Source organism: Ochrobactrum quorumnocens, assembly GCF_002278035.1.
Lineage (GTDB): Bacteria > Pseudomonadota > Alphaproteobacteria > Rhizobiales > Rhizobiaceae > Brucella > Brucella quorumnocens.
This window is the reverse complement of the sequence record NZ_CP022604.1, coordinates 2,114,541-2,136,443: the sequence shown is the minus strand read 5'-3', so window position 1 is coordinate 2,136,443 and position 21,903 is coordinate 2,114,541. Positions and strand designations below refer to the sequence as shown.

Here is a 21,903-nt window from a genome sequence, read left to right as displayed (position 1 = left end):
ATCACTTTTTTAACGCTGTAGCGATTGCCTCCAATATTTCCGACACCAATACGTCCGGCTCGGCATCGAGCTCTCCGAGCAGCAGTACCGCGGATTTGGCCTCTGCCGACAAATCAGACAAAAACGTTTCCGGAGCGGCGGCAACGTCGTCGAATATCTCTTTGGCAGCATAACCTGATGTGCCCATGGCAATTACCATCAGCTTGTCTCTTGCCGCGATCTCGAATTCCTGTTTCATGCCATCCGCGATGATATTGGCGCCGTTTTCGTTCTTGTTGCCAAGAAGGAATATCGCAATTCCTGCCTCGCCAATAAGCTCCTCGCGATACCTTCTCCATACGGCCTCCCGATCACCATCGGCGATCTGCTGCGGGAAGGGGCGAACTAGCAGCGCGTCGTCAAGTTGGTTCCTGGAGGTCCGATAAACTTGGTCAACAACGCCGCTGAGTAAGGCATCCCCCACGCCCTTACCTAGGCCAGTAACCACTCGATATCCGTGCTTCGCCAGTTCCGAGCCGAGAATGCGACTGAATGCTTCGACCTTGGATCGCCCCCACGGATCAAAAGTATCTGCGCTTCCCGAAACGAATACCGACTTGCTTCGGTAGTGGCGGTGAAGCATTTGTAGGGCTTCATCGATCTCCGCGTACTCGTCGACCAACACGGCTTCAATATTGAAGCGCAGAAGATCCGCAATAACGAGTTCCTGTCGAACGACGGCGTTTTTAAAGGCCTCGTCCGTCTCCCCTGGCATTTTCGTGCGCTTTTTGAAAAAGCAGTAGTGTTTACGCTGGTTGTCGTCGAGGTTGAGACGAACTCTGCTCAGGATATAATCGAGATTTGGATCGGTAAAACTGAAGCCAAGAAATAGAAACGTTCGCGAAACAAGATCCCCTGACAGGGCGGTCACAAAGGCTGCGCGGTTTACATGATAGCGCTCGTAATCATCCTTTGCCAGGACGGCATCCTGTGGGTTTGAGATGTCGCCATGCATTTTAAAGACGACGGCATCGCGTCCCCGTCGCGTCAGGGCAAGATGGGCCTCCGTATATTTTATATCTGGTGTTTTACCCTGGGCTGAAAGGGATTTTTCGATCAAGTCATCGTAGTTTGTCGTCCAATAGGTCGCAATCGGCAGTCGGGCGAGGGTATTGTGATTAGCAGTGGGGTTTTTCGGAACGCCAAACCGTTCGATGAGAAGCTGGTTTTGCTGCCCCTTGTTTCCGTGATGCTTGTTGCGGTGAAACTGTGCGAGAGCAACAAAATCGGTTTCAATATCGGCGTCTAGGTCGAGCTCTTCCGCGATCGGGCGAAGGAGCTCTCGCCAATTTACGAACCCGGCCGGAGCCGATAGACCCGCTCCGGCGAACACTGCAGCGTTACCCTCGACAATTTCTTTCAGGTAACGTTCGACGAACTGCTTGACCTTAGGTTTCATAACGTTTTTCTTTTCCAAGAAAACCACAGCGTGTATTGATGTCTGCAAGGCGGCCGTCCCAGACCGCCGCGCTCCCTCAATTCTCTAGCAGATTCATTGCGCGCGGCGGTACTAAAACTTCCTTACGCGATTTAGTCCTGTGCAATCTTGTTAATGGGCCTACTATTGCGAGGCAACGCTGTTTGGTGACGGGGCGTTAGCGCCCCGCTGCTGACGCTGCCATGTCGATCCAATTCCCGATGTTTTTGAACCCGTTTTGACTCCAGTCATACTCGTGTGTCATCTCTGACAGGCGCACGGGCGCTCCCCTGTTCGGAGGGGAGTGGAAATATTGGGGAAGACCGATCGGCTGGGTGTAGTCTTGATACCATCGCCAGCTCCAGGCGCCGTTGTGATTAAACCGCTCACACAGGTAGTATTGACCGCTCTCGGCTGCAGCGATTCCTATGTAGCGGCAGGGATTATCGCCCCTATCGTCGGGGAGTCTTCGCTCATGGTGATTGATGCTGTTGATGTGGACTGCGAGAAGACCTTTACCATCCACCACGCTGCGGGCTATCTCGTAGCGTACCCAGCGCCGATGCCATGTTTGCGACCCCACCAATACACAAACCGCTGAAGTATTCTTCACACCGTCGCGGATGAGGCGCTTCAATGATTCATCGCCGTCTAGCTTACGCGATTCCCACAAGCTGGCGTCATAGTAACCCTCGATATTTCGGCCAGTATCGCTTGAGGATCGAGCGAATTCTCCCGAATTCCGGACATTGTTGACCCTCATAATATCTTTGAAGTGGAAAGAGAAAAAGACGCGCCTCTTCTTCTGCTGTTGGTAGCCGCTGAGCCCAAACGTCACGTCTTGTCGTCCTCCGTTGAATTCCTACAGGCTTGATCAATCAATTGGGTGTCTTCAGCCAAGTACTTGTGGCATCGCGACGCGGAGGAGCATTGCTCATCTGTGCAACCATGCGTGTATAACGTGCCGCCGCGCTTGATAGCAATATCGGTCGATGCTCATATTGAAAAGGTAGAATCGCGGAATTTTCAATGTCTTTGCAAACTATCTTCATCAGTCACGCCAAACCTGAAGACAATGACTTTGTCAGATGGCTCAGCGCTCGCTTGACAGGCGCGGGCTACAAGGTCTGGGCAGAGTTGATTGATTCAACGGGTGGTAGCCCTTTCTGGGCAGACATAGAGGTGGCGATAAGGGAGCATAGCGTTAAATTCATCAGCGTTGTCTCGAAGGCTAGCGTTGCCTCAGACAGGAGGGGTTTCCGCAATGAACTTTCCATCGCCGACTCGCGCAGCAGAACTCTCAAGGATAGTCGGTTCATTATCCCAATAAGGCTCGACGACGTCACTCTAGACGAATTTCCGGCTCAGCTTCACCAACTCCATCACATCGACTTCTCAAGCAACTGGGGAGAAGGCTACCTGGATCTTATACGCTCGCTTGAAAAGATGGGCGTCACGAAGGATGCGTCCGCTGACAGCACCCTTTTTGAAGACTGGCGGAGGATATCGGAATCCGCGTCAAGCATCGTCGAGGCGGCTACCGAGCGCGCGCTCACCAACCTCGTACAGATCGTCAAACTGCCTACGACTGTGAATGTCTTTTCGTTCCAGGGAGACCTAGACAAGTTTTCGGCTGCGCTCAGAAAGACTGAAGTGCCCTGCAGCCAGTTCTACAGACTTGTCGTCACTTTCTCCGACATCGGGTTTCTCCAGGAAAGGTTGCCAGACCACTTTAAGCTGAGCGAGCATTCATCGTATGCATTCGAGGAATTCATCGATGGCACGGACAAGGGCGCAACCCGCCCCAAAAAGATAGACGCAAAAAACATGGCAACAGCAATGCTCCGCGCAAATATTGAGAGGTACCTGTGCGTACGCGGCTTGCGAGAGTTCTCAGGGAGACAGGCCGCATACTTTTTCCCAAAGGATTTACTGCTGAACAACAAGGTATTCTACCAGCTTCCCCAGGGAAAACGCACTTGGAAAGCGGTGGTTGGTCGAAGTGAAAAGATGGGCGTCTTCTGGCATCTGGCCATGAAGGTGAATGTCACGATCGGTGATGACCCCGTGGTTCGTTTCAAACCGTATATCTGTTGGTCTGAAGACGGGGTCACGCCGATCACAGATCCCAAACGAACTTCCGCGATGAGGAAGCGCTTTTGTAAAAACTGGTGGAACCCCCAATGGAGAGGGCTTCAGGAGGCATTCATAGCATTTCTGGCCGACGACAAACCCACGGTGGAGATTGAGCTTGGATCTCGGGACGCACTCTCGCTTGATCGTGATCTCGTCTCGATCGATCTGGCGCGACGGATGCCAACCGATCTTCTTCTCTATGACGAGCCCGACACGCCGCAAGAAGAGCCCGAGGACGATGTCGAAGACCTCGATGGGGACAGCCTGGCTGGAGAGGGCGACGAAGAATGAAATGGGAAGTTGTGCACATTGAGGAACCAAATCTAGCGTTTGGGCATGGTCAAAGGGCTCAACATCCAAAGGATGGTCTGTTCCTCTATGGCCCGCCCGCCTCTAACCGAAATCCAGCACGAATGGATGTAGGGGTGATCGGTACACCGGCGGGAATCGAGCTATTCAAGGCATGGGTAAGGGCGATCAGAGGCACTATCAGTGCCCCGGAAGCTGGCAGGCCGGAGAACAAAATGATGTGGCCAGGCTTTCAGGCCGCTTTCGGAATCGACTGGCCGGAGCAACCATTTGTAACCTGTGCGGTTGCGTCAGAGGTACTCGATACTCGTATACGCTCCAGCGATCGCAGTGAGGCTATCCATTCAGCGGTCAGCGTATACGAGGAAGCTTTGCGGCGTCATCTACTGCAGGAGGAGGAGCGGCCAGCGCTGTGGTTCGTCATCGTGCCGGAGATCGTTTTTAAATACGGCCGACCACAGTCCAAAGTCCCACGAAGCGAGCAAATACCGTCCCGCGCAATTGGAAGGCGCCAAGCGAACAGAATGTTCACGGGTGGCTGGCTCTTCGAAGAGGACCTCAAAGAAGCGGAGATTTACAAGTACGAAGAGAACTTCCATAACCAATTGAAAGCAAGGCTGCTGGATACAAGGCAAATCCTGCAGGTCGTCCGTGAAACGACTTTGGCTGGGGGCAACCTTGGCGATACAAAACGGCGGCTTCAAGACCCTGCGTCAGTGGCTTGGAACCTTGCAGCTACCTCATTCTACAAGGCTGGGGGCACCCCCTGGAAAGTTGCCGATGTTCGTGAGGGCGTTTGCTATGTCGGCCTTGTCTTTAAAAAGATGGATATTCCCGGCCGCGCCGAAAATGCCTGCTGCGGGGCTCAGATGTTTTTGAATACCGGAGAAGGTGTTGTTTTCAAGGGTGCAGTCGGTCCTTGGTTTTCCGAGGCTGACAATTCATTTCATCTCGGCGGTGCGAAAGCCCATGAGCTCATGAAGATGATAGTGGACGCATACATCGACATGCATGGAAAGGCACCATCTGAACTGTTCATCCACGGCAAGACCTGGTTTGATGATGATGAGTGGTCCGGCTTTAGCCGAGCCGTACCGGAAGGAACACGCCTTACCGGGATACGAATTCGCAGACAATCCGAGATAAAGCTGTTTCGATTCGGAAAAAATCCGATTCTTCGTGGTACGGCCATTATCACCAACAGCCGAAGTGCTTACTTATGGACTACGGGCTTTGTCCCCAGATTGAATACATACCCAGGAAGGGAAGTTCCGAATCCACTCACGGTAGACATCGTCAAAGGTGACGCGGAAATCCGAACTGTTCTGGAAGACTTGATGTCTCTAACCAAACTTAATTTTAATAGCGCCACATTCGGAGATGGGCTTCCGGTTACACTGCGATTTGCCGATCTCGTAGGCGAAATTCTGACAGCTGCGCCCCTTGAGACCACGCCTCCTCTTCCCTTCAAAGCCTATATCTAAACAGACTGGGTAAAGGCCTGTAAGCGTGCAGCCGACCAATGCGGTCAGTCGCCGGTGGAGTTTGCGCATACCTCCATTCTACGATGCGCAGACGACGTGATAAATGGGCGTTTGATTGTCATGACCCCCGAAGGGTTTTCGGATTTTTGCTTGGGCTTATCTGAACCGGCTGCCCCGGTTCCGGAAATGGTCGAACTCATAAATCGGCCCGCGCCTTGGGAACGAGGACAGACTGCCGATAAGTGATTGGACTTCACTGGTTGCTCGCCCTCTGGTTTGAAGGCGAGGTCGCTATGCCCATGTTGCAAAAAGTTCGCCTTGCGGGATGACGATATCCCTGGAAGCCATTGTTAAACAATCTGAAATTGCGCGACTTAAACCTGCAACCATCTTTACTTGCTTGGAGCGCAAGTAAAGATGAAAGCTCGCCCCCGCAACCAAATCAGAAATAGCCCCGTCTCCGACGGGGCTTTTTGCGTTTAAAGCCAGTGAAACCCGGGAAAGACAAAGTCATCCCAATAAAGTCACGACGCCAGCAAATCCATATCCCAATATCGTGATAGCAAAGAATTTTGTCGCCCCGCGGCAAACTGATAGAAGCCCAAGCGAAACTATCTCAACGGAGACCGTGATGAAGCTCTATTACAAACCCGGCGCATGTTCATTGGCACCCCACATCGTGCTTAGCGAAGCTGGCTTTTCCTACGACCTTGAAGTGGTCGATCTCAAGGAAAAGAGGACAGCGAGTGGTGCCGACTACCTGAAAATCAATCCTCGTGGTGCAGTACCTGCTATCGAGGTTGAATCCGGTGTCGTGATTACGCAGAATGCAGCAATTCTGCAGTATATCGGTGACCATTCTGATGTTGCAGCCTTCAAGCCTGCCTATGGCACGATTGAACGTGCCCGTTTGCAGGAAGCGCTCGGCTTCTGCGGCGATCTGCATACAGCGTTCGGCGGTCTGTTCGCGCCCAATTTGGCTGAAGAAGCAAAGGCCACAGTGGTTGCCTCCATCAATCGTCGTATGGGGCAGCTTGAAACGATGCTTTCGAGCGACCAGGACTTCTGGCTTGGGGCCGATTTTACGCAACCCGATGCCTATGTATCCGTCATCATCGGTTGGGGCCTCATGATGAAGGTCGATCTTACGGCCTATCCGAAGGCCCTTGCTCTGCGCGAACGCGTCATGGCGCGTCCTGCCACCCGAAAGGCCCTCAAAGAAGAAGGCCTGCTCTAGAGCGCATCCCGAAAAGTGTGAAACGGTTTTCGGACAAAGATGCGCGTTAAATCAGATAATCAGAGTGCCGATCTGATCCAATCAGATCGAAACGCGCTCTAAGCACTCAAAGCCCGGTGGCAAACTGTCGCCGGGCTTTTTGATTCCGAAGCGATGAATTGAGCTTTGCTTGCACACACTCAATGAAAACGACGGTGCGGCAGCTCTAACTATTCTCAGGAACGTGCGACGGGTTCGGTGTCAGGGCGTTCGATGAAGGGGCAGCTTCAGCTGTCTGAGCTGTGGCTGCAGCCGTGCCTTCCAGTTCGAATTTATCGACATGCATTGACTCGTTCTTACGCCATCCCCCATGAAGATAAAGCGCGCCAGCCATAAGCATCGTCGAAAGCATGGCAACAGGGAAGCTGAGCCACAGGGCATCCGGTCCGAGCCAGTCTCTCATGCCGACGGCAACACCAAGTCGCACCGGATACATCGAAACAAACAGAATGATAAGCGGCCACATAACCTGGCCATTGGCTCGGACGGTACCAAACAGGACCATTGAAACGCCAAAGGCGATAAAGCCCCATGTTGCGATCTTGCCGATGTGCTGACCTATCGGAATGGCAGGGCTGTCAGCACCCAGGAATATCTGCATGGCTTGCCTGTCCGCGGTGAGTAGAACAACAACGAGAATACCGGTCATCAGGATTGCATAGAAAACTCCGATGCGAGTAATGCGGCTGACGCGGTCCCACTTGCCTGCGCCAATATTTTGCGCTGCCATGGCGCTTACCGCTGCGCCAAGCGCCATGGCTGGCATCTGAACATAGGTCCATAATTGTTGTGTTGCGCCGAAGGCTGCGGTCGTGTTGACGCCTTCCTGATTGACCAATCGCATCATTGTCAGCATGGCGCTTGATACCACGATCATCTGGATACCCATCGGAAGTCCTTTGCTGAAAATCAGCTTCAAGACCTTGAGGTCTGGCACCAGAAGCCAAAGCTCCTGTCCCTTGAGACGCAAAGGCAAATCTCGGCGATAGACATAGATGAGCATGGCAGCGAGGCTGATATAATTGGCTACGGCTGTGGCGAGTGCTGAGCCTGATATGCCGAGCGCGGGAATAGGACCGATCCCAAGAATAAGCAGCGGGTTAAGTGCTATGTCGAGGATGACGGCGAGACCCATGAACATGAGCGGAGTCATGGAATCGCCACTGCCGCGCAGCGCCATCATCAGAATGGTCTGCATGAGAATGGCAGGCATCGCGACGAAGGTTACCTGCAGGAAGGCGCGCGCCAATGGCTCGATGGTTTCGGGCGTTCCGAGAAGCCCCAACACAGAAGGCGCAAGAAACCAGCCAACGATTGAGACTATGATGCTGACCGGAATGAATGCGCCCAGCGTTGTGCCTGTGATGGCGCGCGCTGTTTCTATATCGCGGCGTCCGAAAGACTGACCAATGAGAATAGTTGATGCCATCCCAAAGCCAAAGACAAAGGCTGTTAGCAAAAACATCACCAGATTGCCGTTGGTGGTCGCGGCAAGCGCATCTGTCCCGAGCAGCTGTCCGATCCAGATTGTGTCAATGGAGCCGTTTGCTGATTGCAGGATCGAAGATCCGAGTGTGGGCAGAGCAAAGAGCAACAATGCTTGATTGATAGGCGCTGTCGTCAGATCAATGGTGTTTTTCATCCGGCCTCAATCTGGTTCGCCTGTGTTGCAGCTTCACAAGCATCGATAATGCTTCCAAGTTTCAAACAATTCAAATCGCTATCTTGAACGATTGAGTTGAATTGCAGTCAAGAAACAACAAAACCAATGTTTTGGCTTTAAAATGAACGTTTGGCTGCTATCTTGTGCCGGAATCAGGCCGGGCCTCTTTAGTCAATGCTCTGCTTCGTCTGCAAGAATATCGATTTTGGAATGGATGGTATGATCTCTCGTCTTCTCGTGGCCGGCATGACATTGGCGTTTGCAACCTCTGCGAATGGTCAAGCACACACTACCCCATCAACTCAACCCGATAAGTTCATCCCCGTTTCGCAGGTCAGTGGTGTTGATATTGTGCGCTTAGCAGAACTGCCGAAAGTTCCGAAAAAGAGTCACGAAGCGGAATCCTGTGATACCCCAGCCAGCAAAACTCCAAGTGTCGAGGCGCGCGCGGTTGAACAGCAGGGCTGGACCGTAACCGGTGAAGCGAAACTTGGTTCTCTGCAGGCTGTCAGCTTCGTGGCCGACATGGAACAAGGAACGAGCGGATCGTGCCTGTTGAAGGAAGGCAATCTTGCCTTTTATGAAGACGGCAAACTTGTTGCACTTGCATATGCGGCCAAAAATGCCGCGCTCAGTCTGGGTCGTGTTGAACAGAATGGCGACGGCCTGCGCATTTGGGACGGCGACTGGGTACAGCAGCCGGTTGCTGATGTGAAGCTGGTTGGTGGCAAAGGTATCATTATCACCGCATTACCGGGCGAAGAGAAATTCTGTTCCGGCCAGGTGACGGTACCTAATATTTATCGACTGCCGATTAGTCTGGCGCGTATCATGCTCAATGAACATGGCTGGCAGCCAGAAGAAAGCAAGGATGAGCTGGACATCATATCGAAGGGTTTGCGAGAGATGGGTATCAGCGAGGTTGATGGCTGCTCAGGAACCGGCTTCGGCTATTGCGGCTTCTCCTATAAGAATGCTGACCACAGCCTGTCTGTCACAACGGTAGGTGATACGCCATCGGTCCTGTCTTATGATGTGAAGTGCTCGAATTGAGCGTAATGCGCATCTCGAAAAGTGCGAAGCGGTTTTGCAGAACAAGATGCGCGCAAAACAGATTGATAGAGCAGTTCCAGCGGTTCAATGAAAACTGGAAATGCTCTAATGCGTGCATCTCAACAAGTTGAGGGCACTGATCTAATCAGCCACGATCTTTGCTTTCACGAAGACATCGTAGCGGGTGCTTTTACCGAGAATCTGATGGGAGGGCTTGCGTAGCCCTGCCATCGGCTCTGCACGCAAGGGCCATTTGAGCACGACGCGATTTTGCGCATGCTCCAGCGCGACCTGCATCAGCTTCTCAGAGTCTGCGTCGGTGCCGACGATCTCGCGGATTTGGCGCATTTCCTTTTTGACCAGTGCTGAATTCCCTCGCGGTGGGTGCATGGGATCAACCAGAACGACCATTGGCTTCAATTCCGGTATCAGCAGGCAGGAATCGCCATGTAATAGCGTCATGCGCGCCACGGTTTCCGCATACTGACCGCCTTCAGCTGCAGCGCGCGCCAGCCCTTCAGCCAGCAGACTGTGCATTTTCTCTGATCGCTCTATCAGCGTTACTTTCGCCCCCAGTGCGGCGAGCAGAAAAGCGTCGCGGCCAAGACCGGCTGTTGCATCCACGATGTCTGGCGTGATGCCACTTACAAGACCCGCCGCCTTTGCCAGAGCCTGTCCGCGCCCCTCGCCAGAACGAAAGCGATGCCCGACGGCACCGCCGACAAAATCAACAACCAGTTCCGATGTGTCTATTTTCTGCGACATGGGTATTTCCGAAACATAGCCATTGTTAGAAAGGGCAAGGGGCCGTGAATTGCACATGCCGACCATCCGGGTGATGGAAAGCGACTTCTTCTGCGTGAAGAAGCAAGCGGTCTGCCGCGCCAAGTGCCTCACCTTTGGCATAAAACTCATCACCGAGAATAACATGTCCCAGCGCTTTCATGTGAACGCGCAGTTGATGAGTACGACCGGTCAGCGGAAACAACTGAATCCTCGTGCTGTTTTCATGACGTTCCAGCACCTGCCAGCGTGTCTGGGCTTGCTTGCCGTTATCAAGATCGACCCGATGACGCGGTTTATTGTCCGGATCGATTGCCAGTGGCAGATCGATCAGTCCCTCGTCTTGTGCCACCCGACCCCAAACCTCGGCAATGTAGCGCTTCTCTGTTGTGCGCGCTTCAAACTGCGCTGCAATAGCGGCGTGGGCTTTGCGATTGAGCGACATGAGCACGAGACCGGACGTGTCCTTGTCCAGACGATTGATCATCAAAGCTTTTGGAAACTGTTTTTGGACGCGTGTGGCCAGGCTGTCAGAAAGCGCCGGATGACGTCCGGGCACGGATAACAGTCCGCTTGGCTTATCCAGAACCAGAATATCCGCATCGCGATGGATGATCGAAACATACGGCTCTAACGGCGGATTATAAACGGGAGAAATATCAGACAACACACTCATGTCGGTCATCTAGCATGGTTTGGCTCTCTACGAGAAGCGCGAAGACCGCGTAATTGAGTATGCTGAACTGGCGCGGTTTGGCCATGTGTGAGCTATGCTGAGAGTTAGTGTCGATAACGAATTTGCCGCGTCGTTGAGCATGACTCATATATAGTTTATCTTCATAAGCAGTGCCTTAATAAACGGATCCTTTCGGATATGATGGTATGACTGTCATTGTTGCTGCAACAGTAGAGAATATTAATGTCCATCAAGGATGACGCTGCGCTGAGCCAGTTGAAAGACGAGTTGGAGCGGCTGCGGCTCGACTTAGAAAACAAAGAAAAGCTCATCAATGAGCAGGCGCAAACGCTTTCACACTTCAAAAAAATATATGGGCAATCTTCTATTGTCGCTCAAATCGGTATCTGGGAGTGTACATTACCCGACGAGGCGTTGACGTGGTCAGACTATGTCTATGATATATTTGAGCTTCCACGGGGCGCGCCGCTTAACCGATCTCAGACACTGGATTGCTATACCGAGAGTTCCCGGCAGGAGCTACAAAAGCGCAGGTCGGGTGCCATAGCAGAATGCAGCGGTTTCACACTGGAAGCCGAAATAACAACATTCCGTGGTAACAAGCGCTGGATACGGATCACGGCTTCTATCGAATGTCAGGATAACGTGCCGGTTCGAATTTTTGGTATGAAGCAAGATATCACAGATCAGAAAGCTTTGTTTGACCGCATCATATATCTCGCCGAATATGATCAAATGACGGGACTGGCCAATAAAAGCCAGTTCCATTTAAAACTGACTTCAGCGTTGGAATATGCGGCCATCGACAGCAAATCTGGATTTCTTTTGCTCATCGATCTGGATGGGTTCAAAAGTATAAATGACGATTATGGTCACCTCGCTGGTGATGCGTGTATCAAGACGATGGGTGAGCGCCTTAGTGCAATAAATCACACAGGCAACAGTATTTTCAGAATAGGTGGAGATGAGTTCGCAGTTATCGCGCCGAGCTCTTATGATAAAGAAGAGGCTGAAAAGCTTGCACAAATCATAATTGAACGTCTCTGTGAACCGATAAAGTTTGGCAATAAAATGTTAAAGCTCGGAGCATCAATCGGCATAGCAGAGATATCAGGAGATTCTGCATCCAGTGTCTTTATCAATGCGGATACGGCGCTTTATTCTGCTAAGGCTGCGGGAAAGACGACATTTCGTTGTTATCAGCCGGGCATGAAAAGCGGCCCATCCCGAATTGAATTTTGATCAGAGTTGAGTTTCTGCTGTCAATTGTTGTGTGCTGTCTTAGCTTATAAGGCGAGTGTGTTTTGAAACGGCTCGTATTGCTGCAACAAGGGAGAAAGCGAATGTCACAGTTGAATGTAGCTGTTCTGGTTGGAAGCCTGAGAAAAGATTCGTTTAATCGCCGAGTGGCTTTGGGGTTGAGTTCCGTTGTGCCGAAGGACATGACTCTAAGGAGCATTGAGATCGGCGATTTGCCGCTTTATAATCCTGATCTAGATGAGAATACGCCACCCGCAGAATGGATGCGGTTTCGATCAGAAGTGAGTAAGACAAATGCCGTTCTTTTCGTGACACCAGAATATAATCGATCTGTTCCGGGTGCTTTGAAGAACGCAATCGATGTGGGGTCGCGTCCTTACGGGCAGAGTGTCTGGAGCGGAAAGCCTGCAGCGATTATCAGCGGTTCGCCGGGAAATATTTCTGCCTTTGGCGCCAATCATCATCTGCGGCAATCGCTGGTATTCCTCGATATGCCGACCTTGCAACAGCCCGAGGCTTATCTCGCGCATGTTGATAAACTCGTTGATGAAAGCGGCAAGCTTATGCCTGATACGGCAAAGTTCTTAGGCGAATTCCTCAAAGCATTTGATCGATTTGCCCAGAAGAATATTTGAGGTTTCGGTAACGGAATCTCGCATATCGGGTGTGCTGCAAGGGGACCTCAGAACGACAGGATTGTTGATTGCCGCTGAGAACTGACCCAGTTTGGGCGGATATTTCCATTTAGAATTGACCCATGTTTGAACCTTCCCTCGTTTGTTTTTCAGCGAGGGCTATGGAGTGATCGACATGGCATTATTGAGCGTTATCCGCCGGTGGCATTACCGGGACGAACTATCGATCCGCGAGATTGCCCGACGAACGGGCCTATCGCGGAACACCATCCGCAAGTATCTGCGTCTCAATGGCGTTGAACCAAAATTTCAGGTTCCGGACAGGCCAAGCAAACTCGACCCATTTTCTGACCGACTGACCACGTGGTTAAAGTCGGAAGATCGCAAACCTCGCAAACAAAAGCGCACGGTGAAGCAGATGCACGCTGACCTTGTCGCTCTGGGCTATGAGGGATCATACAGTCGCGTTGCCACCTTTGCCCGCGAGTGGAAGGCCGATCTTCATATGCACAACCAGACATCGGGTCGAGGTACGTTTGTCCCTTTGAGCTTTGAGCCTGGCGAAGCATTTCAATTCGACTGGTCAGAAGACTGGGCAATTATCGGCAGTGAACGGACAAAGCTTCAAGTCGCCCATACGAAGCTAAGTTATTCCAGAGCTTTTATCATTCGTGCTTATCTCACACAGTCCCATGAGATGCTGTTTGACGCTCACAACCATGCATTCCGTGTGCTTGGTGGCGTTCCACGGCGTGGCATTTATGACAATATGCGTACAGCCATCGATAAGGTCGGTCGAGGCAAAGAACGGGACGTCAATATTCGCTTTCAAGCCATGGCCAGCCATTATTTGTTTGAACCAGACTTCTGCAATCCTGCATCGGGTTGGGAGAAGGGACAGATTGAGAAGAATGTTCAGGATTCTCGGCATCGGTTCTTTCAACCAGCTCCACGATTTGCTTCACTGAATGAATTGAACGACTGGCTGGAGGAACGTTGCAGGTTTTTCTGGGCAACGACACAGCATGGCAAAATGCGCGGCAGCATAGCCGATCTTTGGATGGAGGAAGCTCAGGCTCTCATGCCCGTTTCCCGACCTTTTGATGGCTTTGTCGAATATACCAAGCGCGTATCACCGACCTGCCTCGTTCACTTTGATCGTACGCGTTATAGTGTTCCAGCATCCTTTGCCAATCGTCCAGTAAGCCTGCGTGTCTATCCTGATCTTGTCGTGGTCGCTGCCGAAGGGCAGATCATTTGCGAGCATTCACGCATCTTCAATCGCTCTCACGAAGCACCAGGTCACACTGTCTATGAGTGGCGGCACTATTTGTCGGTCGTTCAACGAAAGCCCGGTGCATTGCGCAATGGCGCTCCTTTCACGGAGCTTCCTGAAGCGTTTCGCACACTCCAGTTTCATCTGTTGAAGAAGCCGGGCGGCGATAGGGAAATGGTCGATATCCTTTCCCTCGTCTTACAGCATGATGAACAGGCCGTACTTATGGCAGTCGATATGGCACTGAAGTCGGGAGTGCCGACAAAGACCCATATCCTCAATTTGCTTCACCGTTTGGTCGACGGCAAATCTCTCATTCCACCCCCGATTAATGCGCCGCAGGCACTTACCCTTAACAATGAACCCAAGGCCAACGTCGCACGCTATGACACCTTGAGAAAGGCGGAGGCTCGTCATGCGTCATAATCCAGCGAGTGGTGCTATCGTTATCATGCTGCGGCAATTAAAGATGCATGGCATGGCACAAGCAGTTGGTGAACTCACCGAACAAGGGTCACCAGCATTCGAGGCAGCTATTCCAGTTCTTTCTCAGCTGCTAAAAGCCGAAACGGCGGAGCGTGAAGTCAGATCAGTTGCCTATCAGCTCAAAACTGCACGCTTTCCAGCCTACCGTGATCTGAACGGCTTTGACTTCGATAGCAGTGAGATAAACGAGGCATTGGTCCAGCAGCTGCATCGCTGTGACTTTCTCAATGATGCAAACAACATCGTTCTGGTTGGTGGACCCGGCACGGGTAAAACTCATATCGCCACCGCTATTGGAGTACAGGCGATCGAGCACCACCACAAACGTGTCCGGTTCTTCTCAACCGTTGAACTTGTGAATGCACTTGAACAGGAAAAAATCCAGGGCAAATCGGGGCAGATCGCCAACCGACTCATTTATTCCGATCTCGTCATTCTTGATGAACTCGGATATCTGCCATTCAGCGCATCAGGTGGCGCACTTCTATTCCATCTGCTCAGCAAACTTTACGAGCGCACGAGCGTCATAATCACCACCAATCTCAGCTTCAGTGAATGGGCAAGCGTGTTTGGTGATGCCAAAATGACGACCGCATTGCTCGACAGGCTCACTCATCACTGCCACATCCTTGAAACCGGAAATGATAGCTTTCGGTTCAAAAACAGTTCCGCACAAGAAACAAAACGACCAAAGGAAAACACGAAACTTGACCGCGAATAAAAACCCGAACAATAATTAAAAGGCGGGTCAGTTCTCGGTGGAAATTCCGGGTCAGTTCTCAGCGGCAATCAACACCCCCCTGAATAGCTCACGTCCCCAACGTCGGTATCATCTATGACAAATATTGAGTTCGATCCATGTTTCCGCTCAAGGGAGCGTAGTGGGCCGAGACGAATGAAAGAAGTCTCTCCTTTTCCTCGCCAATGCCTATCTCGAACAATTACGAGGAGTCTTGAGGCAATTTCCTGGATTACGCAAAATGCCCCTAACTCTGCCATGCTCCCTTCGCTTTCACAGAAGAGCAGAATTAGTTCGGAAATTTCGGCTAAATCCGTTTCAAATTGAAGCACATCATCATAAGCGTCTGAAAATATATGAAGCTTAGTAATGTCTTCTGCTTGAATTATAACTTTTCCCCTGAGCACTGGATTATCAAGTATTTTAAGGAAGCCATCGCGAAGTGAAAGCGGAACAGGCTCGCTGATATCTGAGTATTGTCCACCACACAGGAATACCACCGCAGAAGGCGATTGGACATGGATTTTATCCACGTCGAGCTCTTCTGCGAATGGCAACATTGCTTACCCTTAAAGCCCTGTAAGGTAGGGATGTTTCATCGAGCGGAGCGTCCCGTAGGGCGATGTTTCATCACTACCTTACAGGGCACCAAAATTCCGCAATATAATGAGACCCAGACGAAACGCTAGGCCAAGTGCCACACTATGCACTCAATACACGTAAGCAAGATCAAAATAGTAGGAAGAGATAAATTGTCAACTAGGTTTAATTACGTGAAAGCAGAAGTATGTGTAACAGTAATGGAGCAAAAAAATGCCAGTATGAGGCAAGGCGTGCCTTGAGCGTGTCCCTTGATAGCGCACCAGCGCTGAGCAGCGCACGGAGATCCATACGAGCAAGTTGTATTCAGGTTAAGTATTTGATACAATTAATAAAATCGTAGGATTCGAGCCCGACATAGTGCGACCTCCTGTAGCAATGAATTACATATGCAGAAACGCATTCTTGTCCGCACCTCGTGGTTGATGCTAGATCATCTGAAAATGGGGTGGGTCATGCGTAAGTCTTTTGTTTGCGCCGTTGCGGGCATTTTGTCAGCATTCTATATAATTGCCGTCGGAGTCGCGTTTGCGACCGAGACTAGCTTCGGTCCTTTTACGGTTGATGAATCTAAGCCAGATGTAATTAAGATGAATGGCATTGTAGCTCCGGGGGCTGCTCTGGATTTTCGTAGAGCTCTCCGCGCTGCACCAGATGCCAAACTGATCATACTTAATAGCGATGGTGGCAACGTTCAGGCTGGCTTGCTCATAGCCGACGACATCCACCAGCGAGCCTTGGCGACTTACATTCCAAAAGCGAGCAAGTGCTATTCGGCATGTTCATATATCTTCCTGTCGGGCAAGGAGCGCAAGGCTGATGGCGAATTAGGCGTTCATCAGATATCGTCAGACTCACCTGATCTGGTCGGTGCTCAATTGGCGATATCCGACATTATAGAAGTGCTGAGCAGATTTGATACGCCGCCAGCGGTTATGCAGATCATGTTCAAGACGCCACCAAATGAGATGCACGTATTCAGTCCGGAAGAAATTCAGCGATACGAACTTAATCGGTCAGTCGATCAGCGAATAGACGTTGGTCGGCCAGCTGCTGGTTCAACTTCTGAAAAAAACGAGGAAGATGCAGGAACTGTCAGGCCTGAAGCCGGTATTGAAACTATAGCTCCTGCGCCGCCCCCAAATGTTGAAGCTGAAACCCTCGCCAAGCTGTCACCGCTTGAAGAGTTTACCAAACGCCCGAACAGGATAGCGGTTTACACAGGGCTTGATCTCTTCGGTGAAGATATATCCAGCGTTCGCGTCGTCGACGCTGCTGCATGTGCTAAAAGCTGTCTTGAAATGAACGGCCAGTGCAAGGCGTTTACGTTCAATACTAATCCTAAGGTTAAAAAGGGGCCGAACTGCTTTCTTAAGTCGAACGAGGGGCGAGCGGACGGAAATAGCGTCGCATTCTCTGGTCGTTTTCTCAGCGGTTCGGAGTCTGATCCTGAACCATTTTCGCTTGGTATGATTGATCCGGCAAAAGCGCTTTTTGACGATGTCGATTTGCCAGGAGGCGATCTGTCTCGTCGCCCTCATACATCAGCTCGAACCCCTTTGACGTGCCGTCTTGCGTGTATCGACAATAATCGCTGCGTGGCTTTTACATACGTCAAACCTAAAAAGGAGTGCTGGCTGAAGGGAACTGTTGGATCACCGAAGTTTGGTAAGGGGCTGGTTACCGGTGTCAAAAAATATGAGACGTTCGCGCCTGCCAAAATTATCACTTTGAACTGAGATTTAATGATGCGTTTTTCGGAAGAAGTTTGCGAGAAGCTTGGCAATTATGTCTATCGACTAATCGATCCGCGCAACGGCGAGACGTTTTATGTCGGAAAAGGCAAAGCCAATCGTGTGTTTGACCATGCGGCAGGCGTGTCCGCTGGCGACGGAGACGGGGATCAAATCCTTGGCGCCAAGCTGGATCGTATTCGGGCAATCAAGAACGCCGGTCTTTCCGTCACCCACGTCATTCACAGGCACGAAATCCCGGACGCAGCTATATTCGAAGTAGAAGCGGCGCTGATCGATGCTTATCCCGGACTAACCAATATTCAGGGCGGTCATGCAAGCACTGATCGTGGTCCGATGAATCACATCGAATTAATAGACAAATACAGCCTTCCTGAGTTTCCGACAGAACCTGCAGACGGGCTGGTCCTTATTTGCATCAACAAGCTTGAGGAGCGTTTCAATCGGAAAGCGATATATGATCTCGTCCGATACTGCTGGCGCATCAATAGGAAGCGGGCGGAGAATGCCGCTTACGTGATTGCGGTCATTCGTGGTGTGGCCGTTGGGGTGTTTTCGTCGGAGGTCTGGCTACCCGCAACGCTTGAAAACTTCTCTGATGTGCCACACGCGTCAGATGCTGAGGGACATCGATTTGGGTTCATTGGCAAAGAAGCACCAGAAAGTGTGTGGGATCTGTATGTAGGAAACCGGGGCAAGCAGATTACGAACCCAGAATTAAAGCATGTTCAGAATCCCGTGCGATTTTGGAAGTGCTGAAATGCGATAAGACCGATAGAATTAGCAGGAGCTATTTTATATGCGAGTAATCCCTGAACATCCGAGTAAGCTTGCACGAATTGGCTCCTGCTTGGCTGTCATGGGGTCACTTGTGTGGGTGCAGTGGCCGATTGACTTTCAAAATCTGAATATCGCGGGCGTAATCCTCTTGATCGGATCACTCGTTACGTGGTTGGGAATCGAGCTTGCAGATTTCTCTAATGGCAACAGTGCGCACGACGGTATGATGGTCGATGATGTAAATAAGTTGAACTCGCTTCTTAAGCTCGTAGACCGGCATCAAGCTTACATTTTACGCGAGCACGCTATTGAAACATCTATGCACGATACCGACTACGATGGCATCCAACAACTCGTCCGGTATCACAACGACGATATCTTCCCCTTCCACAATAAGAATATCCAGGTGCACTATGAACAGCTTTGTCGCGATGCTGAAAAATTTCTACGTGACCTTTTCAATCTCTACACCTCGGATGGTCGTGGTTGGATGACTTGGCGCGTTGCCGGAGAGGGCTGGGTGTCGCAGGATGTGTATGATAGAGTTATGAGTAGGATAGGTGAACTGAATCGGCAAACCTCTTTGCTCAGCCAAACATGGGAAGAACTCATAACATTGGCTTTAGCGGAGTTGAAAGGAGCTTCTCAGCCTATCAATAGATATGAGTAGAATCTCTGCGACGTGCCTTGAGCGTGGCTCTTGATTGCAGACAAGCGCTGGGCCGCGCGTGGAAATCCCTACGATTAAGCTGTATTTCGTGTAAGAATTTGATTTCAATAATTAAATGGCGGAGAGGGTGGGATTCGAACCCACGGTGGAGTTACCCCCACGCCGCATTTCGAGTGCGGTACTTTCGACCACTCAGCCACCTCTCCGCATTGTGCACTACGGTAAAACGATCTATGAAAATCGCGCCGTCGGTAAGCATCTAAAGCGAATGCTAAGTGTGTAGCGGCTCAATAACGGGCCAAACACAATTAGACAAGACCTAATTTGCATTCCGGGACGAAAATTCTTGACTTTTCCGCTACCTCATATCTATAAGCACCTGACTTTATGTGTGGGGTAGTCCGCGCTTATTGTTTTGATTGGAGATTTCCGGTTTTCCGGGCTCTGATCAGGAGGCTGAGAAGCTTCCAAAATCAATCGACTGATAAAAAGACGGCCCGTGCCCAAGGCGCTTGCGTTGCTGGGTATGAGAGCTGGACCGAACGACCCGAAAGGAAAACAAATGTTCGCAGTCATTAAGACTGGTGGCAAGCAGTACCGCGTTGCCGCAAACGACCTGATCAAGGTTGAAAAGGTTGCTGGCGAAGCTGGCGACATTGTAGAATTTGCAGAAGTTCTGATGGTTGGTTCGACCATTGGCGCGCCAGTTGTTGAAGGCGCTCTGGTAACGGCAGAAGTCGTTGAACAGGGCCGCGCTCGCAAGGTGATCGCGTTCAAGAAGCGTCGTCGTCAGAACTCCAAGCGTACCCGCGGTCATCGTCAGGAACTGACGACTATCCGTATCTCGGAGATCCTCACCGATGGTGCGAAGCCTTCCAAGAAGGCAGAAGCCAAGAAGGCAGCTCCGAAGGCAGACGCCGCTGAAGGCGAAGCCGCAAAGCCAAAGAAGGCAGCGCCTAAGAAGGCTGCAGCCAAGGCTGAGTCGGCTGAGTAAGTAGAAGAGATTAAAGGAGAAATCCAATGGCACACAAAAAAGCTGGTGGTTCGTCGCGTAACGGTCGCGATTCAGAGTCGAAGCGCCTTGGCGTGAAGAAGTTTGGTGGCGAAGCTGTGCTCGCTGGCAACATTATCGTGCGTCAGCGCGGCACCAAGTGGCATCCGGGCGCCAATGTAGGCATCGGCAAGGATCACACCTTGTTTGCGCTTACCCAAGGTTCGGTGTCTTTCCGCGCGAAAGCCAACGGCCGCACCTACGTGTCGGTCAATCCGATCGCGGAAGCAGCAGAGTAAGCCGGACCTCTATAAAGTACCGGCGTCCCATGGACCCGGTACATATGGCGACCTGCCAGAAGATCGAAGGGAAGATGGGACAACCATCTTCCCTTTTTTTCATCTGGAGGACAGAACAATGGTCGTCGAAGTTTTAGAAGAAGATTATTACGAGAGCTGTAGTGAGCGGGAGGACAGCTATGCTGATCTCTCGCCCGGATTAGCAGATCAGTTAGATTGCCCCGTCCTCGTTACCGAACGGCTGGTGCTCCGCCCGCCGCACACTGAAGACGTGGATGCAATTTCCTATCTTGCCGATAACACCCGCGTCTCCGCTATGCTCGCCCGTATGCCTCATCCGTACACCCGCGAAAATGCAGTCGACTTTGTCGAGCGCGTGCGAAAAGGCGAGATGGGCAATTGCATTTACGCAATTACCCAAGCTGAAACTGGCATATTTATGGGCTGTTGTGGCATCCACGCGCATAAACACGGCGAAGGGCTGGAGATCGGATATTGGCTCGGCGAGCCCTATTGGGGGCATGGTTTTGCCACCGAAGCCGCGCACGTGTTGATTGATCTGGCTTTCCGGGCAACGCCTATAGAACGGCTGCATGTTTCGTGCCGTGTCAGCAATGACGGTTCAAGACGGGTGATCCATAAGTGTGGCTTCCAGTTCAGCGGAATGGGCATGTCGGATTCGCTGGCCGTTGGTAACGTTCCTGTCGAACGTTACGTTCTTGACCGTCGGACTTGGATCGGCCTGAGAAGCTGGCAGTCATAATTATAAAAAATGGCCCTGTGGCTTCAGTTACAGGGCCGATAATGATCGGGGAATGAAATGATTGATATTCACGCGTTAAGCCGCGACCGGCTGACGTTACGTGCACTCGACAAAGGCGATCTGCACAGGTTTCGGGCAATCCGACTTTCGGCGCTACAACTTGCGCCGCAGGCATTCGGATCGAGTTTTGATGAAGAAAACGCCTATTCCGACAGCGTGTTTGCACGTCGTCTGGAACAGGTGAATGGCAATGTTATTTTCGGTGCCTTTGATGGCGAGAACTTGATGGGCATTGCCGGGCTTTATCGGCACGAGCGCAAGTCGGAGCGGCATCGCGGCACTCTGGTAAGTGTCTATGTTGCGCCGGAAGCACGTGGATTAGCTCTTGGTAAGGCGCTTGTTGAACGGATTATCGAACACGCGGCGCAGCACGTCGTGATACTGGATGCGAAAGTCGTGGCGACCAATGAGCCTGCGAAGCGCATCTATTATGAGCTTGGTTTCAAATCCTATGGCGTTGAGCCAAAGTCGCTTTTCGTGCAGGGGCAGTATCTGGATCAGGAACTGCTCTATATCGATTTCAGCGATCCTGCGTGGAAACAGAATTTAGGCTGAAAACCAGTGTCGTCGAGTGGATTGAATTTGACATTTGTTCGTTACCTGCAGCGGAGTGATGCAAATGTCGGAATCGGAGCACTAGCTGTTTGCAGGACAAGGGTTTTGCTGTAATTGCAAATCGGATTGCACGAGATTGCGTGCGGTCCCAAGTTTAAGACGCGCTACGATACAAGTT

At 51.4% G+C, this 21,903-nt stretch carries 21 protein-coding genes and 1 tRNA gene; 15 read left to right on the top strand and 7 right to left on the bottom strand.

Annotated features, from left to right (window positions below; all coding sequences use genetic code 11):
* Position 1 precedes the first annotated feature (1 nt).
* Both CES85_RS19855 and CES85_RS19850 read right to left on the bottom strand, forming a co-directional pair.
* Positions 2-1,438 carry an SIR2 family protein gene (locus tag CES85_RS19855; RefSeq protein WP_095447453.1) on the bottom strand — a complete coding sequence of 479 codons (1,437 nt, stop codon included), beginning with the start codon at positions 1,436-1,438 and terminating at the stop codon, positions 2-4.
* A gap of 196 nt (positions 1,439-1,634) precedes the next feature.
* Positions 1,635-2,294, bottom strand: coding sequence for a TIR domain-containing protein (locus CES85_RS19850; RefSeq protein WP_244923266.1), 660 nt, complete (start codon positions 2,292-2,294; stop codon positions 1,635-1,637).
* A gap of 191 nt (positions 2,295-2,485) precedes the next feature.
* Here CES85_RS19850 and CES85_RS19845 point away from each other — a divergent pair, with 191 nt between their 5' ends.
* From CES85_RS19845 to gst, 3 genes are all read left to right on the top strand, one after another.
* Positions 2,486-3,883, top strand: coding sequence for a toll/interleukin-1 receptor domain-containing protein (locus CES85_RS19845; RefSeq protein ID WP_095447452.1), 1,398 nt, complete (start codon positions 2,486-2,488; stop codon positions 3,881-3,883).
* Entirely contained in the window at positions 3,880-5,385 is a 1,506-nt protein-coding gene (locus CES85_RS19840) for an argonaute/piwi family protein (protein WP_095447451.1), read from the top strand. The genes CES85_RS19845 and CES85_RS19840 overlap by 4 nt, the downstream gene beginning before the upstream one ends.
* 631 nt (positions 5,386-6,016) lie before the next feature.
* Positions 6,017-6,622, top strand: a complete 606-nt coding sequence (gst, locus tag CES85_RS19830; RefSeq protein WP_095447450.1) for a glutathione transferase — start codon at positions 6,017-6,019, stop codon at positions 6,620-6,622.
* Positions 6,623-6,827: 205 nt separating this feature from the next.
* Here gst and CES85_RS19825 read toward each other — a convergent pair whose 3' ends face one another.
* Positions 6,828-8,303 carry an MATE family efflux transporter gene (locus CES85_RS19825; RefSeq protein WP_095447449.1) on the bottom strand — a complete coding sequence of 492 codons (1,476 nt, stop codon included), beginning with the start codon at positions 8,301-8,303 and terminating at the stop codon, positions 6,828-6,830.
* 240 nt (positions 8,304-8,543) lie between these two features.
* Here CES85_RS19825 and CES85_RS19820 point away from each other — a divergent pair, with 240 nt between their 5' ends.
* The gene (locus CES85_RS19820) at positions 8,544-9,377 is read left to right on the top strand and encodes a hypothetical protein (protein ID WP_151096099.1); all 834 of its coding nucleotides are present in this window, start codon (positions 8,544-8,546) and stop codon (positions 9,375-9,377) included.
* Positions 9,378-9,518: 141 nt separating this feature from the next.
* On the opposite strand, the gene CES85_RS19815 is transcribed toward CES85_RS19820, so the two are convergent.
* Positions 9,519-10,142 carry a class I SAM-dependent methyltransferase gene (locus tag CES85_RS19815; protein WP_095447447.1) on the bottom strand — a complete coding sequence of 208 codons (624 nt, stop codon included), beginning with the start codon at positions 10,140-10,142 and terminating at the stop codon, positions 9,519-9,521.
* Positions 10,143-10,167: 25 nt separating this feature from the next.
* The gene (locus tag CES85_RS19810) at positions 10,168-10,836 is read right to left on the bottom strand and encodes an RluA family pseudouridine synthase (RefSeq protein WP_095447987.1); all 669 of its coding nucleotides are present in this window, start codon (positions 10,834-10,836) and stop codon (positions 10,168-10,170) included.
* A gap of 243 nt (positions 10,837-11,079) precedes the next feature.
* Between CES85_RS19810 and CES85_RS19805 the strand changes: the two genes are divergently transcribed.
* The 4 genes from CES85_RS19805 to istB all read left to right on the top strand — a co-directional run bounded on the left by CES85_RS19805 (position 11,080) and on the right by istB (position 15,235).
* Positions 11,080-12,099, top strand: coding sequence for a diguanylate cyclase domain-containing protein (locus CES85_RS19805; protein WP_095447446.1), 1,020 nt, complete (start codon positions 11,080-11,082; stop codon positions 12,097-12,099).
* A 101-nt stretch (positions 12,100-12,200) separates the two neighbouring features.
* Positions 12,201-12,752: an NADPH-dependent FMN reductase gene (locus CES85_RS19800; RefSeq protein WP_095447445.1), complete on the top strand. Its 552-nt coding sequence runs from the start codon at positions 12,201-12,203 to the stop codon at positions 12,750-12,752.
* A 175-nt stretch (positions 12,753-12,927) separates the two neighbouring features.
* Positions 12,928-14,454: an IS21 family transposase gene (gene istA / locus CES85_RS19795; RefSeq protein ID WP_157743400.1), complete on the top strand. Its 1,527-nt coding sequence runs from the start codon at positions 12,928-12,930 to the stop codon at positions 14,452-14,454.
* Complete coding sequence (istB, locus tag CES85_RS19790; RefSeq protein WP_095447444.1) at positions 14,444-15,235, top strand: IS21-like element helper ATPase IstB; 792 nt, start codon at positions 14,444-14,446, stop codon at positions 15,233-15,235. The genes istA and istB overlap by 11 nt, the downstream gene beginning before the upstream one ends.
* Positions 15,236-15,303: 68 nt before the next feature.
* Here the strand turns inward: istB and CES85_RS19785 are convergent, their stop codons facing one another.
* Positions 15,304-15,813, bottom strand: a complete 510-nt coding sequence (locus CES85_RS19785) for a retron St85 family effector protein (protein WP_095447443.1) — start codon at positions 15,811-15,813, stop codon at positions 15,304-15,306.
* Between the two features lie 429 nt (positions 15,814-16,242).
* On the opposite strand from CES85_RS19785, the gene CES85_RS19780 reads away from it, so the two are divergent.
* Genes CES85_RS19780 through CES85_RS19770 form a run of 3 tightly spaced genes read left to right on the top strand, consistent with a single transcriptional unit; the run spans position 16,243 to position 19,057 of the window.
* On the top strand, positions 16,243-17,592 hold the full coding sequence (locus tag CES85_RS19780) for a PAN domain-containing protein (RefSeq protein ID WP_244923265.1): 1,350 nt from the start codon (positions 16,243-16,245) through the stop codon (positions 17,590-17,592).
* A gap of 6 nt (positions 17,593-17,598) precedes the next feature.
* Entirely contained in the window at positions 17,599-18,366 is a 768-nt protein-coding gene (locus CES85_RS19775) for an LEM-3-like GIY-YIG domain-containing protein (protein ID WP_095447442.1), read from the top strand.
* Between the two features lie 40 nt (positions 18,367-18,406).
* Positions 18,407-19,057, top strand: a complete 651-nt coding sequence (locus tag CES85_RS19770) for a hypothetical protein (protein ID WP_095447441.1) — start codon at positions 18,407-18,409, stop codon at positions 19,055-19,057.
* A 116-nt stretch (positions 19,058-19,173) separates the two neighbouring features.
* On the opposite strand, the gene CES85_RS19765 is transcribed toward CES85_RS19770, so the two are convergent.
* Positions 19,174-19,263, bottom strand: a tRNA-Ser gene (locus CES85_RS19765).
* Positions 19,264-19,619: 356 nt separating this feature from the next.
* Between CES85_RS19765 and rplU the strand changes: the two genes are divergently transcribed.
* The 4 genes from rplU to CES85_RS19745 all read left to right on the top strand — a co-directional run bounded on the left by rplU (position 19,620) and on the right by CES85_RS19745 (position 21,725).
* Positions 19,620-20,051, top strand: coding sequence for a 50S ribosomal protein L21 (gene rplU, locus CES85_RS19760; RefSeq protein WP_095447440.1), 432 nt, complete (start codon positions 19,620-19,622; stop codon positions 20,049-20,051).
* 26 nt (positions 20,052-20,077) lie between these two features.
* Positions 20,078-20,347 carry a 50S ribosomal protein L27 gene (gene rpmA, locus CES85_RS19755; protein ID WP_094578302.1) on the top strand — a complete coding sequence of 90 codons (270 nt, stop codon included), beginning with the start codon at positions 20,078-20,080 and terminating at the stop codon, positions 20,345-20,347.
* Between the two features lie 118 nt (positions 20,348-20,465).
* Complete coding sequence (locus tag CES85_RS19750; RefSeq protein ID WP_095447439.1) at positions 20,466-21,110, top strand: GNAT family N-acetyltransferase; 645 nt, start codon at positions 20,466-20,468, stop codon at positions 21,108-21,110.
* Between the two features lie 57 nt (positions 21,111-21,167).
* Entirely contained in the window at positions 21,168-21,725 is a 558-nt protein-coding gene (locus CES85_RS19745; RefSeq protein ID WP_095447438.1) for a GNAT family N-acetyltransferase, read from the top strand.
* The last annotated feature ends 178 nt before the right edge of the window (positions 21,726-21,903 follow it).

What these genes read in the sequence shown, in the direction of transcription:
- CES85_RS19805 (WP_095447446.1), top strand. Translation starts at nt 11,080, where the DNA reads ATGTCCATCAAGGATGACGCTGCGCTGAGCCAGTTGAAAGACGAGTTG.
- CES85_RS19810 (WP_095447987.1), bottom strand. Translation starts at nt 10,836, where the DNA reads ATGAGTGTGTTGTCTGATATTTCTCCCGTTTATAATCCGCCGTTAGAG.
- istA (WP_157743400.1), top strand. Translation starts at nt 12,928, where the DNA reads ATGGCATTATTGAGCGTTATCCGCCGGTGGCATTACCGGGACGAACTA.
- istB (WP_095447444.1), top strand. Translation starts at nt 14,444, where the DNA reads ATGCGTCATAATCCAGCGAGTGGTGCTATCGTTATCATGCTGCGGCAA.
- CES85_RS19750 (WP_095447439.1), top strand. Translation starts at nt 20,466, where the DNA reads ATGGTCGTCGAAGTTTTAGAAGAAGATTATTACGAGAGCTGTAGTGAG.
- CES85_RS19770 (WP_095447441.1), top strand. Translation starts at nt 18,407, where the DNA reads ATGCGAGTAATCCCTGAACATCCGAGTAAGCTTGCACGAATTGGCTCC.
- CES85_RS19815 (WP_095447447.1), bottom strand. Translation starts at nt 10,142, where the DNA reads ATGTCGCAGAAAATAGACACATCGGAACTGGTTGTTGATTTTGTCGGC.
- CES85_RS19855 (WP_095447453.1), bottom strand. Translation starts at nt 1,438, where the DNA reads ATGAAACCTAAGGTCAAGCAGTTCGTCGAACGTTACCTGAAAGAAATT.
- CES85_RS19780 (WP_244923265.1), top strand. Translation starts at nt 16,243, where the DNA reads ATGCAGAAACGCATTCTTGTCCGCACCTCGTGGTTGATGCTAGATCAT.
- CES85_RS19745 (WP_095447438.1), top strand. Translation starts at nt 21,168, where the DNA reads ATGATTGATATTCACGCGTTAAGCCGCGACCGGCTGACGTTACGTGCA.
- CES85_RS19840 (WP_095447451.1), top strand. Translation starts at nt 3,880, where the DNA reads ATGAAATGGGAAGTTGTGCACATTGAGGAACCAAATCTAGCGTTTGGG.
- rplU (WP_095447440.1), top strand. Translation starts at nt 19,620, where the DNA reads ATGTTCGCAGTCATTAAGACTGGTGGCAAGCAGTACCGCGTTGCCGCA.
- CES85_RS19845 (WP_095447452.1), top strand. Translation starts at nt 2,486, where the DNA reads ATGTCTTTGCAAACTATCTTCATCAGTCACGCCAAACCTGAAGACAAT.
- CES85_RS19820 (WP_151096099.1), top strand. Translation starts at nt 8,544, where the DNA reads ATGATCTCTCGTCTTCTCGTGGCCGGCATGACATTGGCGTTTGCAACC.
- CES85_RS19800 (WP_095447445.1), top strand. Translation starts at nt 12,201, where the DNA reads ATGTCACAGTTGAATGTAGCTGTTCTGGTTGGAAGCCTGAGAAAAGAT.
- CES85_RS19775 (WP_095447442.1), top strand. Translation starts at nt 17,599, where the DNA reads ATGATGCGTTTTTCGGAAGAAGTTTGCGAGAAGCTTGGCAATTATGTC.
- gst (WP_095447450.1), top strand. Translation starts at nt 6,017, where the DNA reads ATGAAGCTCTATTACAAACCCGGCGCATGTTCATTGGCACCCCACATC.
- rpmA (WP_094578302.1), top strand. Translation starts at nt 20,078, where the DNA reads ATGGCACACAAAAAAGCTGGTGGTTCGTCGCGTAACGGTCGCGATTCA.
- CES85_RS19825 (WP_095447449.1), bottom strand. Translation starts at nt 8,303, where the DNA reads ATGAAAAACACCATTGATCTGACGACAGCGCCTATCAATCAAGCATTG.
- CES85_RS19785 (WP_095447443.1), bottom strand. Translation starts at nt 15,813, where the DNA reads ATGTTGCCATTCGCAGAAGAGCTCGACGTGGATAAAATCCATGTCCAA.